General features: G+C 62.6%; 14 protein-coding genes. 5 read left to right on the forward strand and 9 right to left on the reverse strand.

Annotation, left to right across the window (positions count from 1 at the left end):
- Positions 1-263 (forward strand): transposase (locus BLU39_RS27360; protein WP_175539437.1); only part of this gene is annotated, 263 nt, incomplete at its 5' end.
- Between the two features lie 183 nt (positions 264-446).
- Here the strand turns inward: BLU39_RS27360 and BLU39_RS27365 are convergent.
- Both BLU39_RS27365 and BLU39_RS27370 read right to left on the reverse strand, forming a co-directional pair.
- Positions 447-2,264 (reverse strand): DUF4153 domain-containing protein, encoded by a 1,818-nt coding sequence (locus BLU39_RS27365; protein WP_092719438.1) that lies wholly within the window; start codon positions 2,262-2,264, stop codon positions 447-449.
- Between the two features lie 88 nt (positions 2,265-2,352).
- Positions 2,353-2,790 (reverse strand): hypothetical protein, encoded by a 438-nt coding sequence (locus BLU39_RS27370; RefSeq protein ID WP_092719441.1) that lies wholly within the window; start codon positions 2,788-2,790, stop codon positions 2,353-2,355.
- A gap of 83 nt (positions 2,791-2,873) precedes the next feature.
- On the opposite strand from BLU39_RS27370, the gene BLU39_RS27375 reads away from it, so the two are divergent.
- The gene (locus BLU39_RS27375) at positions 2,874-3,257 is read left to right on the forward strand and encodes a MerR family transcriptional regulator (protein WP_092719443.1); all 384 of its coding nucleotides are present in this window, start codon (positions 2,874-2,876) and stop codon (positions 3,255-3,257) included.
- Positions 3,238-3,672: a DUF4952 domain-containing protein gene (locus BLU39_RS27380; protein ID WP_092719446.1), complete on the forward strand. Its 435-nt coding sequence runs from the start codon at positions 3,238-3,240 to the stop codon at positions 3,670-3,672. Before BLU39_RS27375 ends, BLU39_RS27380 begins: the two co-directional genes overlap by 20 nt.
- A gap of 57 nt (positions 3,673-3,729) precedes the next feature.
- Here BLU39_RS27380 and BLU39_RS27385 read toward each other — a convergent pair whose 3' ends face one another.
- The 3 genes from BLU39_RS27385 to BLU39_RS27395 all read right to left on the reverse strand — a co-directional run bounded on the left by BLU39_RS27385 (position 3,730) and on the right by BLU39_RS27395 (position 6,268).
- A complete protein-coding gene (locus BLU39_RS27385; RefSeq protein ID WP_092719449.1) occupies positions 3,730-4,371 on the reverse strand; it encodes a choice-of-anchor C family PEP-CTERM protein in 642 nt (213 codons plus the stop codon).
- A gap of 134 nt (positions 4,372-4,505) precedes the next feature.
- On the reverse strand, positions 4,506-5,000 hold the full coding sequence (gene rraA / locus BLU39_RS27390; RefSeq protein ID WP_092719452.1) for a ribonuclease E activity regulator RraA: 495 nt from the start codon (positions 4,998-5,000) through the stop codon (positions 4,506-4,508).
- 32 nt (positions 5,001-5,032) lie between these two features.
- Positions 5,033-6,268 carry an MFS transporter gene (locus BLU39_RS27395; RefSeq protein ID WP_092719455.1) on the reverse strand — a complete coding sequence of 412 codons (1,236 nt, stop codon included), beginning with the start codon at positions 6,266-6,268 and terminating at the stop codon, positions 5,033-5,035.
- Positions 6,269-6,398: 130 nt separating this feature from the next.
- On the opposite strand from BLU39_RS27395, the gene BLU39_RS27400 reads away from it, so the two are divergent.
- Positions 6,399-7,169 (forward strand): AraC family transcriptional regulator, encoded by a 771-nt coding sequence (locus BLU39_RS27400; RefSeq protein WP_092719458.1) that lies wholly within the window; start codon positions 6,399-6,401, stop codon positions 7,167-7,169.
- A gap of 104 nt (positions 7,170-7,273) precedes the next feature.
- Here BLU39_RS27400 and fliD read toward each other — a convergent pair whose 3' ends face one another.
- The 4 genes from fliD to alr all read right to left on the reverse strand — a co-directional run bounded on the left by fliD (position 7,274) and on the right by alr (position 11,865).
- Positions 7,274-8,659 carry a flagellar filament capping protein FliD gene (fliD, locus tag BLU39_RS27405; protein WP_092719461.1) on the reverse strand — a complete coding sequence of 462 codons (1,386 nt, stop codon included), beginning with the start codon at positions 8,657-8,659 and terminating at the stop codon, positions 7,274-7,276.
- Between the two features lie 229 nt (positions 8,660-8,888).
- The gene (locus BLU39_RS27410) at positions 8,889-9,209 is read right to left on the reverse strand and encodes a PilZ domain-containing protein (protein ID WP_269799992.1); all 321 of its coding nucleotides are present in this window, start codon (positions 9,207-9,209) and stop codon (positions 8,889-8,891) included.
- 130 nt (positions 9,210-9,339) lie between these two features.
- Positions 9,340-10,716 (reverse strand): DNA repair protein RadA, encoded by a 1,377-nt coding sequence (gene radA / locus BLU39_RS27415; RefSeq protein WP_034749799.1) that lies wholly within the window; start codon positions 10,714-10,716, stop codon positions 9,340-9,342.
- A gap of 69 nt (positions 10,717-10,785) precedes the next feature.
- Positions 10,786-11,865 carry an alanine racemase gene (gene alr, locus BLU39_RS27420; RefSeq protein WP_092719466.1) on the reverse strand — a complete coding sequence of 360 codons (1,080 nt, stop codon included), beginning with the start codon at positions 11,863-11,865 and terminating at the stop codon, positions 10,786-10,788.
- A 246-nt stretch (positions 11,866-12,111) separates the two neighbouring features.
- Here alr and lplT point away from each other — a divergent pair, with 246 nt between their 5' ends.
- The gene (gene lplT, locus BLU39_RS27425) at positions 12,112-13,374 is read left to right on the forward strand and encodes a lysophospholipid transporter LplT (protein ID WP_092719468.1); all 1,263 of its coding nucleotides are present in this window, start codon (positions 12,112-12,114) and stop codon (positions 13,372-13,374) included.
- Positions 13,375-13,397: the final 23 nt, after the last annotated feature.

Consider the following 13,397-nt stretch of genomic DNA (forward strand, 5'->3'; position numbering starts at 1 on the left):
ACCGTAGCCCGCATGAACCTGCACGCGACGTGGCACGGGCCATTGGCAAGACAGACGCTTATCGGCAATCGCGTAGAGAGCGAAAAAAAGTCGAGATGCTATTTGCCCACCTCAAACGCATCCTTAAACTCGGCCAATTGCGCTTGCGCGGCCCCAGCGGCGCCCACGATGAGTTTCTGCTGGCGGCGACGGCGCAAAATCTGCGGAGAATGGCCAAAAAGCTGCTTCCGCCAAAACAGAAAGTGACACTAGTGATGAGCTAAGCGAGCCCAACACCGCCACTGCGTACAATTTTCCTATACATTTACTGCATCGTGACAGGTCTTGGCCAAGAGTTTTTCAACACAATAGGCCGATAACGGACGGAGTCGCTCAGCCCACGAAGTGATTGCTGTCATGGCAAGCAATCGGTTTTGTTCGGCGCGGCAAATCCTTTCTTCTGCCACTTACGAGCCCGGCACCGTCTCATCCGGGCAGCTGACCTCGTCCTCTGGCGTATATAGGGTCATCGGCACGCGCTGGCCGTCGATTTCCAGTTCGCGCACTTTCGGCGGCACCAGCTGGAACTCGCCCGCCTGCAGCTTCTCGCGCAGGGGCTTGCAGCGCAGGGCATCGGTGGGGATTTGCCCGCGCGCGGTCCAGCTGCCGTCTTCCTTTTCCGCCAGCAACACCGACGAGGCGCGCGGGTCGTTGCTGATCAACAGCACTTCCTGCTTGCCATCGCCGTCGAAATCCATCAGATACGCATCGCACTGCTGCCCTGCCCGCTTCAAACAAGCGGGCAGGCGCCAGGCCGGGCCGACCTGCGTCCAGTCCTGGCGCAGGAAACTCTCCGGCAGTTTCGCCGTGGCCGGACGCAGGGTCAGGTTGATCGATACGTCGCTGAGCGCGCCCGTTTCATCGAGGCGGTTCTGGCGCTTGAGCATGGCCTCGGCGCGTGCCCGCACGATGGCCGCGTCCGGGCCCGTCGTGCGCGTCTTGAGTTCCTGCAAGGCCGCCTGGCCATAGCGGGCGCCCTGGAAGCGCAGGTATTCGAAATCGAACTTGTCCACGCCGACCTTGCCGCTGTCCAGGCGCGCCATCTGGCTGGCTACCGAGATACGGGCCGGGTCCGCCAGCGGCGAGAACAGGGCGAACAGCACCAGCAGGGTCACAAAGGCGGTGGCCACGTTGACGTTGGCGATCAGGTGCAGCCAGTCGCCATACTTGCTGGCCGCCCAGGCATAGCCGGCGGCGTAGCAGGTGGCGATCAAGAGGCAGGCGGCGGCGATCAGGCGGTCGGAGGTCCAGCCGTGCGACATCACGCGCAAGGTCAGCGCATAGATGGCGATGCCCACCACCCATGGCAGCAGCAGACAGGCCAGGCGAGTGCCCAGGCGGATGCCGCGCGCCACGCCATGGCCCACTTCGCCATTCTGGAAGGCCGCATTGATCAGCACCACCAGCACGCCAGCCATGCCCAGCAGCACGGACGCCGCATGGCGCGTGGCCCACAGGCGCTCGAAGCCGATGAAAGGCAAGGTCAGCAGGAAACCGGAGACGAGCACGGCGGCGATAGGCATCAGCCACGACAGCAGCACCAGCAGCAAGGTGCGGATGCCGCGCACGATGGAGGGGCGCACGTCCGTGATGTGGATGGCGAACGAAAACGCGAAGCAGATGACGGGAATCACGAACCAGGCCTGGCCCAGCAGTTTTTTCAGGAAAGTCAGCTTGATGAGCAGGAACAGCTGCCCGCCCAGCCACAGCACCAGCCACAGGCCCAGCACGAACAGCAGGGAAAACAGCAGCTGGATGCCGAGCTTCCAGGCGATTTCAAAGTAGGTGGGATAGCGGGCGATGCGCTGGCCATCCTGGGCGCTGGCCAGCACCAGCGCGTGGGCGATATACAAGCCGACGACACAGAAACCGAACAGCTGGGCGGAAATGACGCGCAGCGGCGCTCCCGGCTTGTAGTTACCCCAGATCACGTGCTCGGCGCCGCGCGCCACGTCGTGCCAGGCCAGCACGGCCATCACGACGGCAGCGCCCGCCATCCACAGGCCGATGCGCTTGACCGACATGTGGCCCAGGCTGGACACCAGCAAAATGGGGAGCAGCAAGCTGATCAGCATCAGCGGCGCCAGCAGATAGGCTTCCGTGGCGGGCCACGCCTTGTCTTGCGCCGTGCTGTACAGCCAGTACAGCAGCAAGCCTTGCAGCAGGCCCGTCACCAGGCGCGTCACGGCGATGCGCGGCGCCACCACCGGATCGAGCAACGCCATGTTTTTTCCAGCGGCATCCTGCTGCATAATCATCCCTTAATAGTCGTTTATTGCTGTAAAGCACGGCCATTATTGCATTTCGTTATCGTCATCTCAACAACGATTCGTGCGCGCGCCCTGCCGGCGTGCCTTCGCTGCGGCGCAATGGCAAGCTTTGCGCGAGGCCCCAGGCCAGTTCCGGCACGAAGAACAGCCACAGCAGGGGCTGGCCCGTCTCCAGCAGCGCCCACGCCATCCACGTGGAAAACAGGTAGCGGGCCGCCGCGTCATAGCGGCCGAAGCGCGGCTGCGGGTCCAGCGTGCGCAGCACCGACCAGACCATCACCACGCTGCCAAACAAGCTGCCGATGAGCAGATGAAACGGTCCGAAGACGGGCAGCGGCACGCCGCCCAGGCTCACGTTAAGGGCGCTCAAGTGCTCGTGCAGCAGCAAAAACGTCCACGGCGTGGTAAACGGGGCAATCATGAGCACGTCATAAATGGCGCTGGCGCGCACTACGCGGCGGAAGGCGGAAAGGGACAACATGGGAACTCCTGGCTATGAAAAGCACGCATGATCGGGCTTGGAGTACACTCCATGGTCAAGCATTTTATGAAAGAAAAATCACCATGCAGATCGGCGAGATGGCGCAGGCGACGGGCTTGAGCCGCGATACCCTGCGCTTTTATGAAAAGCGGGGCCTGCTGCGCGCGCGGCGCGGCGCGAATGGCTACCGCGACTATCCGCCCGAGGCTGCCGACTGGCTGCGCTACCTGCGCACGGCGCAGCAGCTGGGCTTTACCCTGGCGGAAATCGAGGCGGACATGCCGCTGCTGGCGGCCGCCGGCGATCCCGCCACGGCGGACCTGCTGCGCGCGGCGCTGGCGCGCAAGCTGGGCGAAATCGATGCGCGCATCGCGGGATTGACGCAATTGCGCGGCGAACTGGTGTTGCGCATGGGGCCGGCAGCGGCGGCGTGCCCCTTGCGCGGAGATGCCGATACCAGTCAATAGACTCACTACACTGCTGCCGTGGCTATTCCTGCTGGGCGCGGGCGGCACGCAGGGCGCCGGGCTGGCCTGCGGCGACTTCCTGTCCCGGCTGGGCAAGAAGCCCGCCTATCTCGTCTACCAGGGTTGCCAGCAAAACAGGGAGCGCCAGGACCAGCCGTTCGAGGCCCGCTACGCAGTGGACGGCAAGCATGCCCGGCAGGCGGAAGCGTACCTGCGGCGTACCTATGGCTTGCCCAGGCTCAAGCGTTATTGCTGCGCCTGGGACAGCGCGCCCCACTCCTGGCGCGACCGCCGTACGGGCTACGGCTATGTGCTGCTCATGGCCACGGGCGAAACCCTGGTCAGGACACGCGACGCCTGGCCGCGGATCGACCGCTTTGTCGTGCAGGTGGACGGCTACGCGCAAGACCCCTGACGTAAAAAAACCGCCTGGGCATTGCCGCCGGCGGTTTGATCTCGGAAAAAATCCGGCTTACTTGGCGGCCTTGCGGCGGCGCAGGAAACCCATCAGGCCCAGACCGGCCAGCAGCATGGCGTAGGTTTCCGGTTCCGGCACGGCGGCCATCACGGCCACGTTGTCGATGACGGCGCCCGAGTAATTGTCGAACGACGTGCCGGCCTTGGCGGCGCTGGCAAACGACAGGGTCGCCAGACCGGTGGAAGCGGCGGTAAAACTCAGGGTGTTGCTGTACAAGGTGTTCGAGGCGGCAGCCGTCGAGTAGAAATTGCCTGCCACGCCACCGAAATTGACGGCCACGCCCTGGCCGGCAGGGCCGCCCGGATTGCGCGCCATGTCAAAGCTCAGGTTATAGGTCTGGCCGGCAACGACGTTGAAACTTTGCGACAGGAAACCAGGACCAGGCGTGCCCAGCATGTCGATGCTGTAGCCATCGATGGCGTTATAGGCATTGCGGATCAGGTCGACCGAGGAAGCGCCCACCGTCCAGCCGCCGATGGCCGAAGAACCGCCATTGACAACATGATAGCCGCTGGAAAAGGTATAGCCGGGCGCGACCGATTCAAAATCGCCATTCGTGATCAGGTTGACAGGGCTGGCGCTGGCGCTGCCGGCGGCGAACAGGGCAACAACTGCGGCGATGGTGGCGATTTTCATGGTCTGATTCCCTTGCCTTATAGGCATTAAAGTTTCCTTAAGTGAAATCATATCTCAGCCATGATGAAAATCAAAGAACTTTGCAGAAATATATTTAATGTGGATAATTTGTAACGTTTTCAGCTACTGCGCCGTCAATCGAGTTCCTGGCGCGCCACCAGGACGCCATCCGCATCGGCGTAGATCCAGTCGCCCGGCTGCACGGCCACGCCGCTGATCTGCACGCGCACGTCGCGCTGGCCGGCGCCAGTCTTGTTGCTTTTGCGCGGATGCGTGGCCAGGGCGCGCACGCCGATCTGGCAGACATTGATTTCCTCGCTGTCGCGGATACAGCCATCGACGATGATGCCGGCCCAGCCATTCGTTTCCGCCAGCACGCCCAGCTGGCCGCCCACGAGCGCGCGGCGCAGGCTGCCGCCGCCATCGATCACCAGCACGTGGCCCTGGCCCGGCGTTTCCAGCGCAGTGCGCACGAGGGCATTGTCCTCGAACACTTGCAAGGTGGTGGCGGGGCCGCTGAAACGCAGGCGCTGGCCGAAGGCGCGGTACCCGGGCGGCAGCACGGCCAGAGTGCCATCGTCAAGCATGGCCGCATAGTCGTCGCACAGGTCGGTGGTGGCAAAGGTCATGGGGATTCCTTTTGTGGCAGATGGCAACGATTCTATGCCTTTTGCAACGCCGCGGCACGTGTTTTGCCGCCCACGCCCACGGCCGTGGCAATCGCCAGCGCCTGGAACAGGCCGATGAACACGAACAACAGGGCAGGATGATCGCCATCCATCAGCGCGCCAAAGAACAGGGGGCCGACGGCCAGGCCGCTGTCGAGGCCAGAATACACGACGCCATACACGCGCCCCGTGGCATTTTTTGGCGCGGCCGCGCGTATCATCAGGTCGCGCGACGGTCCCGCCACGCCGGATGTGAGGCCGATGGCGCCCATCAGCACCACCGCGCCCCAGGCAGGCACGGCGGCCATGGACAGCAGCACGGCCAGCAGCGCGGCGGCGGAAAAGGCGATCGCCACGTTGCGGTCCGGCTGCTTGCTGCGCGCGCCCACCACGCCGCCGGCCAGCATGCCCACGGCGGAGGCCAGCATATACGCCGTGTAGGCGCTCGTGGCCAGCGCCAGGCTCATGCCGTACAGCTTGACGAGGGCCACGCTGGCAAAGCTCTGGATGCCGCCCAGGGCGATGGCGGTAATGAAGAAGAAGGCAAAGCACATCCACACGGCGGGCAGACGCAAAAAGTCCAAGGTGCCTTCGCCGCCAGCTTGTTGGCCCGGCGCGGCCTTTTTCACGGGCTCGGGACGGATGGCGTGACGGTTCAGGAACAGGATCAGCAGCACGCCGAACGGCAGCACGGCCGCGCATTGCAGCGCGATCCGCCAGTCATAATGGGTGGCAACGTAGGTCATGAACAGCGGTGCCAGGGCCCAGCCGATGTTGCCGCTGATGCCATGCACGGAAAAGCCGTAGGCCACGCGCGCCGCCGAGACGCGCTGGTTGAGGATGGTGTAGTCGGCCGGATGGAACACGCTATTGCCCATGCCCGCCAGCATGGCGCCCAGCATCAGCGCCGCATAACTGTGCGCCGTGGACAGGGCCAAGGCCGACACGCCCAAAAGGAAAATGCCGGAAAACAGCACGGCGCGGGCGCCGAAGCGGTCGACGACAAAGCCGGCCAGCGCCTGCCCCACGCCCGAGATGATGAAGAACACCGTCATCAGCAAGCCCAGTTCCGCATACGACAGGTCGAAGGCCGGTTTCAGCCAGACGAACAGGGCCGCGAGGATCAGGTGGTAGAAGTGCGACACGCCATGCGCCAGCCCCACCAGGCCGATGACGCGCGCATCGCTGCGCAAGGTAGGAAGTCCGGATGCCGAGTTAGTTGTTATCATGTCATACCCTGTTTTATACTGGTAAAACTCAAGTGTATGCAAAATATCATCGTCCGTTTTCCGACAGAACGACATAATTTATCGAATTAAGGCCAAGCTGATGGGTGTACCTATCCTCCACCATACCCGCATGTGTCCGCCACGGGAAGCGCCCAGCGCCACCATCCCCGTGACCATGATCGCGCGCGACCTGCAAGCCGATGAATTCCTGTCACCGCACACCCACCCCTGGGGCCAGGTCACGATGGCGCTCGAAGGCGTGCTGCGCATCACGGCCAACAACAGCAGCTGGGTGCTGCCGCCCATGCGCGCCATCTGGATCGCGCCCAACGTGGAGCATGCCGTCACGATACTGGAAAAAACCCGCTTGCGCCCCCTGTGCATCCATGCCGCGCGCGCGCCATTCACGGGCAGCGACTGCAAGGTGCTGGAAGTGTCGAACCTGCTGCGCCAGTTGATCATGGCGCTGGAGCAATTGGACCCGGGACAGGAGCCGGCGCGTGAAGCGCTGCTGGCCGAACTGATCCTCGATGAATTGAAACGCTCGGCCACGCGCCCCATCCGCGTGCCCTTGCCTGCCGACAAACGCCTGAAAACCCTGTGCGACAGCCTGATCGAGAAACCGGGCTTGAACCAGACCCTGGAACACTGGGCGCAGCAGGTCGGCGCCTCGGAGCGTACCCTGGCGCGGCTGTTCGAACGGGAATTGGGCATGAGTTTTGGCCAGTGGCGCCAGCAAGTGCGCCTGGCGCACGCGGCGCCCCTGATCGCGCGCGGCGTGCCGTTGTCGCAAGTGGCCGAAGAACTGGGCTACGCCAGCCAGTCGGCCTTTTCCGCCATGTTCAAGAAGACTTTCGGCAGTTCGCCGTCAGCCTTCTTTGCCCAGGGTGACCGCATGTAACAAGCGCGCCGATACAGCGCTCAGGGCAAGGCGCAGCGCCGCAAACAGTACGCTAGTACGGCAAGGCGATGCAACGCCGCCATGGGCGCTTTAGCGGTGCGTCCTTAGGCCATGAAGTCGAATAAGGAGTTCTTGCCCGTATAACCCGGCAAGGCCGAGTTCGTTCCCATCTGTTCCTGCGCCGAATAGGCCTTGATCAGCGCCTGCGCCTGGGCCGTCAGCGCCTTGGCCAGCACGGCTTTCTTGTTGGTCAGGGTGGTGATGTCCTTGCCCACCGTCTGCACTTCCTTGCGGATGATGCTCGTTTCGCCCGTCAGCTCGCCGATCTTGCTCGTGAACTGGTCCGCCACGCCCTTGCCGTTATTCGTAAACAGCTTGCTGACGGCATCCGGGTCGGCCGCGATGGCGGCCTTGAGTTTTTTATCGTCAAGCACCAGCTCGCCACTTTTGCCCAGGGTCACGCCGGCGCTGCTCAGGACGGAGGCGGGAACGCCCGTGCTGGCCGTGCGCAGCACCTGCTCCATCTGCGAACGCACCTGACCCAGCGCCGTGTCGGATTTCAAGTCGCCCTGCTGCAGACTTTGCAGCTTGCTGTTGAGTTCATTGTAGGCCGTGACGAAACTGGCCACGTTGGTCGCGATCTGGCTGCTGTCCTTGGCAATGACGAGGTCGGTCGTGCCCTTTTTCTTCAATTCGATGGTGACGCCCTCGACGGCCGTCGTCAGGGTATTCGTGGCGCTTTTGACGTCCTTGCCGTCGACGGTGAGCAGCGCATCCTGCGCGGCGGCCGTCTGCTGCAAGCCCTTGTCGGCACCGGGCGCATAGCTGAGCAGGTTGCTGACGGCCGCGTCGCCGGACACGCTGATGCGCATGCTGCTGTCGGCGCCGCTCTTGCCGTTGATGGCCAGCGAGTAGCCATCGGCGCCCTTGACGACGCTGGCGTCCACGCCCTGCTGTTTCAGGGCGGCGGCAATGCCGTCGAGGCTATTGTTGCTGCTATCTATCTTCAGCGAAATGACCTTGCCGCTGCCGGGTGTAAATTGCTTGCCGTCGGCCGTACCCACTTCGATCTTCACCAGCGCCGGCGCGCCCGTGCCGATCGCCGCGCTCGAGGATTTCTGCGCGCCGCTGAGCAGGGTCTGTCCCTGCGCCAGTTGCTTGACGTTCAGTTCATGGCTGCCGCTGGCGGCCTTGTCGGTGGTGGTGGCGCTGACGACGTCCTTGGTGCTGGACGTGGCCGACGTGGCCAGGCCGCTGCCGGCCATGTTCTTGGCCACGGTCTGGAATTTCGCCAGCGCCGATTGCAGCTGGCCCAGGCCCGAGAACTTGGCCTGGTCGCGCGCCAGGCTGGCGTTGAGCTTGACGACGCCCGTGTTCTGCGACTGCATCTGGCGCTCCACCTTCGCATACACATCGGCCGAGATATTGCCCTGCGTCGTCTGCTGCGTGTTGTTGGTGTAAGCCCTGCTGTTGATGGTCGAATTAAACATGGTAGGCGTTCCCGTCGGGTGTAAGGTCATGACACACGGTTCAGGTCCTGACCGTGCTGCGCAAGAAACGGACGGCAGGCGCGCGTGGCGCGGCCGGGGCCCTCCTCTGGTTGATAATTATGCAGTATTACCGGAATATCAAAACAGCGAACAGAACAAGTTTTTCCTGACTGCAAACCCATATGCACCATTCTAGCGCATTTCACTTGCCGTTTATCTCGGGCGTGCCTCAGCGCATGAACTTCGAAATGGCGCTGCTGACGGCCATGTCCAGCTGCAGGAAAGTGAGTCCCACCTTGAAACCGGCACTGCTGAAAATGCAGTGCGAAACGGACACGCGCGCCTCGATGATGTGTGCGGCGCCATCGTAAAACAGCTCGAACAACACCTTGCCCTGCTTGCCTGTCGGCACCGGCTCCGCAATCACGGCCGACATGCCGCCCGGCCCCACATCGAGTGTACGCGCCGCCACGGGGCCTGCGCCATCCATTACCAACATTGCCTTGGCACGCAATATCTTGCGTGCGCCCTGCCTTTGCTCAACTGACACTGTATTCCGCTTCTCTATCAATTCATTGTCGACGCGGATTCACGCAGGAATCCATCGGACAAATATTATAGTTCCAAACGGAAATTTTGTTTGACTTGTCTCAAGCTTGGCATTTAAACCATACCAACTCTTACTCCAGATCGCGCAACTTGTTGAATGCCTCGTCGATGCGCTCGACGCCGATGACCTTGAGGCCTTCGATGAGCTGCTTCGGCAAGTTGGACTTGGGCACCACAGCCAGGGTAAAGCCCAGCTTGGCCGCTTCGCGCAAGCGCTCCTGGCCCCGTGGCGCGGGACGGATTTCGCCGGCCAGCCCCACTTCGCCAAACACGACCAATCCCCGTGGCAAGGGCTTGTTGCGCATCGACGAGTTAATCGCCAGCAACACGGCCAGATCGGCCGCCGGTTCCGTGATCTTCACGCCGCCGACGGCGTTGATGAACACATCCTGGTCGAACGCGGCGATGCCCGCGTGGCGGTGCGCCACGGCCAGCAGCATGGCCAGGCGGTTCTGTTCCAGGCCGACGGACAGGCGGCGCGCATTGGGCAAGTGACTCGTGTCGACGAGGGCCTGGATTTCCACCAGCAAGGGGCGCGTGCCTTCCTGCGTCACCATCACGCACGAGCCCGGCACCTGGTTGTCGTGCTGCGACAGGAACAGGGCCGACGGGTTCGATACCCCTTTCAAGCCCTTTTCCGTCATGGCGAATACGCCCAGCTCATTGACGGCGCCGAAACGGTTCTTGATGGCGCGCACGAGACGGAAGCTGGAATGGGCGTCGCCCTCGAAATACAGCACCGTGTCGACGATGTGCTCGAGCACGCGGGGACCGGCCAGCGCGCCCTCTTTCGTCACGTGGCCCACCAGAATGATGGTCACGCCCGTCTGCTTGGCCGCGCGCGTGAGCTGGGCCGCGCACTCGCGCACTTGCGCTACGGAACCGGGCGCCGAGCTGAGCGCGTCCGAATACACGGTCTGGATCGAGTCGATGACCACCACTTCCGGTTTCAGGTCGTGCAAGGTGGACAGGATCTTTTCCAGCTGGATCTCGGCCTGCAATTTGAGTTCCTTGGCGTCGATGACGAGGCGCTTGGCGCGCAGGGCGATCTGCGCGCCCGATTCCTCGCCGCTGACGTACAGCACGCGCTTGTGGTGCGACATGTTCGCCAGCGCCTGCAGCAGCAGGGTCGACTTGCCGATGCCGGGGTCGCCGCCGATCAGCACGACGCCGCCGGCCACCATGCCGCCGCCCAGCACGCGGTCGAATTCCTCGATGCCCGTGCCGAAGCGGGGCACGTCGATGGCGTCGATATCGTCGAGCGACAGCACGGGCGCCGTCTGCGCCAGCGACATGTGCTGCGGATTCGAATAGCGGTTGTTGCCGCCCGTCTCAGGCAGGGTTTCCACCATGGTATTCCACTGGTTGCACGAGGTGCATTGCCCCATCCATTTGTTGCTGATGGCGCCGCAATCGCTGCAGGTGTAGGTGGTCTTGACTTTTGCCATGGTGTACTTTGCCCGGGTAAGGTGAAACTGCTGTTTATATATACAGTATATACAAACAAGGCCGGGAGGTCACGCCTCGATCACCGGAACGCGCGGCGCCAGTGCGCACATCAGCTCGTAGCCGATGGTGCCGGCGGCCAGCGCCACCTCGTCGATCGGCATGCCCTGGCCCCACAAGGTGACGGCACTGCCGACTTTTGCGCCTGGCACCTGCGTCAGATCGACCATCAGCATATCCATCGAGACCCTGCCGATGAGCCCCGTGCGCACGCCGTCGACCAGCACGGGCGTGCCTTCGGGCGCATGGCGCGGGTAGCCGTCCGCATAGCCGCAGGCCACCACCCCTACCTTGATATTGCCGGCCGCTTCGTAGCGGCTGCCATAGCCCACCACTTCGCCGGCGGCGATGTGCTGGATGCCGATAACCTTGCTGCGCAAGGTCATGGTGGGGAGCAAGCCGAACGCCTGCGCGGACGTGCCGCCGGGCGTGCCGCCATACAGCATGATGCCGGGACGCACCCAGTCGCTGTCCAGGTGGTGCATCAACACGCCGGCAGAATTGCACAGGCTGCGCGGCAAGGAGACGCCGATGCTGGCCGCGCCGGCTTCGAAGCGCAGCATCTGCTGTTCCAGGGGCAAGCGCGTGGGCGCCGCTTCATCGGCATTGGCGAAATGCGTCATCAGGGTGATCATGCCGACGTGCGGGATGGCGCGCAGGCGCGCATAGGCGGCTGCCACGGCGCCCGGCGTGAAGCCCAGGCGGTTCATGCCCGTATTCATTTTCAGGTGCACATCGATGGCACGCGGTAAGCGCGCCGCTTCCAGCATGGCGATCTGTTCTTCGCAATGCACGCTGCCGTTCAAGCCATATTGCGCCATGACGGGCAGATCGCTGGCGTCGAAAAAACCTTCGAGCAGCAAGATGGGCTTGGTCCAGCCCAGTTCGCGCAAGCGCACGGCGTAATCGACCTCGACCAGCGCCAGGCCATCGGCATCGGCAAAGCCCCGCATGGCCCGCTCCAGGCCGTGGCCGTAGGCGTTCGCCTTGACGACGGCCCACACGTTGGCGCCCCGGGCGCCGGCACGGGCGCGCGCCAGATTGTGTTGCATGGCATCGAGATCGATGGTGGCGATAAGGGGCCTGGGCATAAGCGTGACACACGGCAAGTGGGAAAGCCGTATTTTACCGGATGGGCCGTACTAGGACATGGCAGGCACCGCAGGTCGTGCGCATAGGACATCATTTATAAAATGCTCACATGTGATGTATTTTTCTACGGCGGAAAAATTAAGCCGACCTTAGGCAAGAGGATGCAAAGCAGCCCTTGCCAAACTTGGGGTTTGCCGTTTTTTCGTGGTATAAAGCAAGCCAGATATGATTTCAGGCAATCCAGAATGAATCGTGGTTTTTATACCATCATGGCGGCGCAGTTCTTTTCCTCGCTGGCAGATAACGCCCTCTTTTTTGTCGCCGTCGATTTATTGGTGTCCATGAAATCCCCGGCGTGGATCACGCCGCTACTTAAACTGTCGTTCGTGCTGTTTTACGTGCTGTTGGCCGCTTTTGTCGGCGCCTTCGCGGATGCACTGCCGAAAGGCAAGGTCATGTTCATCGCCAACATGGTCAAGATCTTCGGCTGCGCCCTCGTCTTCTTCCACGTGCATCCGCTGCTGGCCTACGCCGTCGTCGGTTTTGGCGCGGCCGTGTACTCGCCTGCCAAGTACGGCATCCTGACGGAATTGCTGCCGCCGGAAAAGCTCGTCGCGGCGAATGGCTGGATCGAAGGCTTGACCGTCACCTCCATCATCCTCGGCACCGTCATGGGCGGCGCACTTGTCAGCGGCCACGTGTCCGACATGCTGCTGTCCATCGACATCCCCCTGATCGATACGGGCATCACCAGCAAGACGGAAGCGGCCCTGTGCATCGTCGTCGGCATTTATGTGCTGGCGACCCTGGCCAACCTGAAGATTCCGGATACGGGCTGCGTGTATCCGCACCAGGAACGCAATCCTATCAAACTGATTACCGATTTTGCCAATTGCTATTCCATCCTGTGGAAAGACAAGCTGGGACAAATCACGCTGGCCGTGACGACCCTGTTCTGGGGCGCTGGCGCCACCTTGCAGCTGATCGTGCTGGAATGGGCCAAGCAGTCGCTGAACATGCCGTTCGACAAGGCGACCAGCCTCGTGGGCGTCGTCGCCATCGGCGTGGCGGGAGGCGCCGTGCTGTCGGCCCGCTTCATTCCGCTACGCAAATCGCTGACCGTCATTCCGCTCGGTATCGCCATGGGCGTGATCGTCATGATGATGACGCAAGTCCATTCCGTGTGGATCGCCTACCCGCTGCTGGTGCTGATCGGTGCCCTGTCCGGCTTCTTCGTCGTGCCAATGAATGCCCTGCTGCAACACCGTGGCCACGTGCTGATGAGCGCAGGCCATTCCATCGCCGTGCAGAACTTCAATGAAAACCTGTCCATTCTGACCATGCTGGCCGTGTATTCGATCATGATCCGCTTGCACCTGCCGCTCAACATCATCATCACCCTGTTCGGCCTGTTCGTCGCCGGCACCATGTTCGCCATCATGCGCAAGCACAAGCTGAACCAGGCCGAGCACGACAATCTTTCCTTGATCGGCGAGCAGAAGCATTAATTTTGGGGTCAGACCCGACGGGT

Source organism: Janthinobacterium sp. OK676 (genome assembly GCF_900103595.1).
GTDB lineage: Bacteria > Pseudomonadota > Gammaproteobacteria > Burkholderiales > Burkholderiaceae_D > Janthinobacterium.